This is a genomic window from uncultured Agrococcus sp. (assembly GCF_945915485.1).
GTDB lineage: Bacteria > Actinomycetota > Actinomycetes > Actinomycetales > Microbacteriaceae > Agrococcus.
In genome coordinates this window covers 1-3921 of the sequence record NZ_CAMEFJ010000141.1, presented here as the reverse complement: position 1 = coordinate 3921, position 3921 = coordinate 1, and the positions used below count along the sequence as shown (strand labels likewise).

At 65.5% G+C, this 3921-nt stretch carries 4 protein-coding genes; 3 read left to right on the top strand and 1 reads right to left on the bottom strand.

Going from position 1 to position 3921, the window contains the following annotated elements; genetic code table 11:
* The coding region (gene ald / locus Q0O95_RS13480) for an alanine dehydrogenase (RefSeq protein ID WP_293699699.1) at positions 1–1001 on the bottom strand (1001 nt) is incomplete at its 3' end.
* 139 nt (positions 1002–1140) lie between these two features.
* Here ald and Q0O95_RS13475 point away from each other — a divergent pair.
* From Q0O95_RS13475 to Q0O95_RS13465, 3 genes are all read left to right on the top strand, one after another.
* A complete protein-coding gene (locus tag Q0O95_RS13475; protein ID WP_293699696.1) occupies positions 1141–1635 on the top strand; it encodes an Lrp/AsnC family transcriptional regulator in 495 nt (164 codons plus the stop codon).
* A gap of 61 nt (positions 1636–1696) precedes the next feature.
* Complete coding sequence (locus Q0O95_RS13470; protein WP_293699694.1) at positions 1697–2665, top strand: reductase; 969 nt, start codon at positions 1697–1699, stop codon at positions 2663–2665.
* 129 nt (positions 2666–2794) lie between these two features.
* Positions 2795–3901, top strand: a complete 1107-nt coding sequence (locus tag Q0O95_RS13465; protein WP_293699692.1) for a glutathione S-transferase C-terminal domain-containing protein — start codon at positions 2795–2797, stop codon at positions 3899–3901.
* Positions 3902–3921: the final 20 nt, after the last annotated feature.

Below are 3921 nucleotides of genomic sequence, written 5' to 3'. Positions count from 1 at the left end.
TCTGCTGCCGCAGCCGCATCCCATCCGAGGTCGGCGATGCGTCGGATGTACGGGAGGGTCGCGTTCGTGAGCGCCTCCGTCGCCGTGGCCGGCACGGCGCCCGGCATGTTCGCGACGCAGTACATGACGACGTCGTGAAGCGGGAAGGTCGGGTCGTCGTGCGTTGTCGGCTTCGAACCTTCGAAACAGCCGCCCTGATCGATGGCGATGTCGACGAACACCGCGCCCTTCTTCGCGTTCTGCAACATTTCGTCGGTGACGAGCTTGGGAGCGGCGGCGCCGGGAATCAGTACCGACCCGATCACCAGATCAGCTTCCGCAACGGCCTCTGCGAGCGAGTACGGGTTCGAAGCGCGAGTCTTGATTCGACCGTTGTACGCGACATCCAGCTGGCGTAGACGCGGCAGGGAGACGTCGAAGATCGTGACGTCTGCGCCCAGGCCAAGTGCGGTGACGGCCGCGTGCTCTCCCGCGACGCCGCCGCCGATGAGGACGACGTTGGCTCGCGGGGTTCCAGGCACGCCACCCATGAGGATGCCGCGACCTCCGCTGGTCGACTTGAGGTGGAACGCGCCCTCCTGCGACGACAGCCGACCTGCGATCTCGCTCATCGGTGTCAGCAGCGGCAACGAACGATCGGGCAGCTGTACCGTCTCGTACGCGATAGCCGTCGTGCCCGCCTCGATGAGCGCCTCCGCGAGTGGCTTCGCCGCTGCGAGGTGCAGATAGGTGAACAGCAGGTTGTCGGTGAGGTACTGATATTCGTCGGGAGTCGGCTCTTTCACCTTGAGCGTGAGATCCTGCGACCACGCCTCTGCAACGTCGGTAACGATGATGCCACCGGCTTCGGAATAGCTTTCGTCGGTGAAGCCGGCGTTCTCTCCCGCGCCGGCGAGAATGCGTACCTCGTGACCCGATTCGGTCAGCGCGTGAACCCCCGCGGGAGTCAGGGCGACGCGGCCCTCGTGGTTCTTCGTCTCAGCTGGGACGCCAATGCGCATGATGCGCTCCTTCGCAGTTAAGAGTTGTGCACGACGTCGTGCACGGTGCCAGAACTCATTTTGGGGGATACTTCGGTTCAGGAGACATCTCATCAAATCTATCTAGCATTTGGCGCTTGGATGCCGCAGAATGTTCTGCATGAACCCTCGATCGCAGACCACGGCCGAAGATTCGTTACGCACCGACGCAACCGATCGCAAAATCATCGACGAACTGCGGAGAAATGGACGCATCCCCAACGCACAGCTCGCGAACGCCGTCGGCCTCTCCCCCTCGTCGTGCCACAGCCGCGTCAAGGCGCTGCAACGGCGTGGCGTCATCCGCGGATTCACTGCGGAAGTCGACCCCGGCGCCCTTGGATGCGCACTGCAGGCGCTCGTCTTCGTGCGCATCCATCCGCGTGCGCGAGCCGGCATGGAGCAGTTCGCCAACGGCCTGCGGGCGCGGCCGGAAGTCGCCCAGCTTTACTTTCTGGGCGGCAGCGAGGACTTCCTGATCCACCTGTGGGTGCGCGACAGCAACCACGTGCGCGACTTCGTCCTGGATGCCCTGAGCGCGAACCCGGCAGTGGCGCACACCGACACCAAGCTCATCTTCGAGCACCACCGCGCAGAAACTCCGTCTGCGATGTAACCGCTGCTGCTGAGAGCGGAATACGTCACGCAGTCCGCGCGGGGCGTGCTTCACTGGTGCGATGAGCAGCGTTCTAATTCTCGGAGGAACCGCGTGGCTCGGGCAAGAGATCGCCCGGCAGGCTGTCCTCGCCGGTCACGATGTCACCTGTGTAGCCAGGGGTGAGTCCGGTGATGCGCCGGATGGCGTGAGGTTCATACGCGCCGACAGGTCTCTGCCCGGCGCCTTGCAGCACGTCAATGGCGAGTGGGATGCCGTGATCGAGCTGGCGTACGAGCCGGGGCTGGTTGCGGTCGCGCTTGACGCGTTCGCAGATCGCGCCGGCCACTGGTCGTTCGTGTCGACGATTTCCGTGTACGCATCGCACGATGTTGCGGGAGCCGACGAGTCGGCGCCGCTGGTCGACCCGGTCGACACCGAGGATTACGGGCAGGCGAAAGTCGCGGCCGAGCTGCTCACGCGAGAGCGAGTCGGCGACCGGTTGCTGATCACCCGCCCGGGGCTCATCGCGGGCCCCGGTGACCCCAGCGACCGATTCGGGTACTGGCCGGGGCGCTTCGCGCGGGGCGGCCGCGTGCTTGCGCCCGCGATGAGCGGTCACGTACAGGTGATCGACGTTGCCGACTTGGCTCGATGGTTGCTGGATGCGCATCAGTGGAACCTGATCGGCACGGTGGACGCCGTCGGCCCGAGCATCCCGATGGCAGCGTTCTTCGCCAGGCTGCGCGCTGCGACTGCTCATGGGGCCGACATCGTCGAAGCGCCTCATCCATGGTTGCGAGAGCAGGGGGTCAACTATTGGGCGGGCCCCCGTTCGATGCCGCTGTGGCTGCCGGAGGCGGATGCGGCGCTCACGCAGAGAAGCGGGGTGCGCCTACGAGAGCTCGGCGGCAGCATCAGACCCATCGACGAGACGATCGCACGCGTCATCGAGGACGAGACGGAGCGAGGGCTCTGGAGAACCAGGAGGTCCGGGCTGACGCCGCGAGAGGAAGAGGAGTTGCTGGAGCTCCTTCGCGATCGTGTCTAACGGGTTGCCGACCCGCTCCGGGGCAGCTTCACGCAGTGCGCGCTCGCGCCGACGTCGCGTAGTCGCGCAACGGTCGATTCGTGGCCCGTTACACCGCGATACGGTGGAGCCACGAGCAGAGGAGGAACGGTGAGCGAAGAGTTTTCCACCAGGGGGTCGTACGTGACCAGCGGTGAGTTCAACAGGGACACGAACTACATCGAAGACCGCATCGTCGCAGACCCGCATGCCGCACGTTCCATGCCCGCGCCTCCCGCATCCAAGGTCGGAACAGTCGGATTCGGGCTCAGCGAGGGCGCTGAAGCCTGGCCCGTGGAGTCCGGTCGATACCGGCTCGTGGCGGCGAGAGCCTGCCCGTGGGCGAATCGCACGGTCATCGTGCGCCGCCTGCTCGGGCTCGAACCGCACATCTCGCTCGGGCTGCCCGGCCCGACGCACGACTCCCGCTCGTGGACCTTCGATCTCGACCCCGACGGCCGCGATCCCGTGCTCGGCACCGAACGCGTGCAGGAGAACTACTTCAAGCGCTTCCCCGACTACCCGCGCGGCATCACGGTGCCCGCGATCGTGGATGTTCCGACGGGGCAGGTGGTCACGAACGATTACCCGCAGATCACGCTGGACTTCTCGACGCAGTGGAAGCCGCTGCATCGTGAGGGCGCCCCCGACTTGCTGCCGGAGCAGCACCGCGACGAGATGTGGGACGTCATGACGCGCGTTTTCACAGAAGTCAACAACGGCGTGTACAGGTGCGGCTTCGCCGGCAGCCAGCAGGCCTACGATGCAGCCTACGATCGCTTGTGGGTCGCGCTCGACTGGCTTGAAGGGCGCCTCGCAACACAGCGGTACCTGGTCGGCGACACGATCACGGAAGCGGATGTCCGGCTCTTCACGACGCTCGCGCGTTTCGACCCCGTCTACCACGGTCACTTCAAGTGCAACCGCCAGAAGCTGACCGAGATGCCGCACCTCTGGGGTTACGCCCGGGATCTCTTCCAGACCCCGGGCTTCGGCGACACGGTCGACTTCGATCAGATCAAGCAGCACTATTACGTCACGCACGAAGACGTGAATCCGACCCGGATCGTCCCCAAGGGGCCGCCGCTGGAGAACTGGCTCGACCCGCACGAACGCGATCGTCTCGGCGGATCACCGTTCGGCGACGGAACACCGCCGGAGCGTGTCCTGCAGGCCGAGCGCGTGCATCCCGACCACAATCCGCTGCCGTTGCCTTAGGCAGGGTCGCGTATCCTCGC

Excerpts from the sequence above, each read along its gene's own strand:
- Q0O95_RS13475 (WP_293699696.1), top strand. The coding sequence starts at position 1,141 with ATGAACCCTCGATCGCAGACCACGGCCGAAGATTCGTTACGCACCGAC.
- Q0O95_RS13470 (WP_293699694.1), top strand. The coding sequence starts at position 1,697 with ATGAGCAGCGTTCTAATTCTCGGAGGAACCGCGTGGCTCGGGCAAGAG.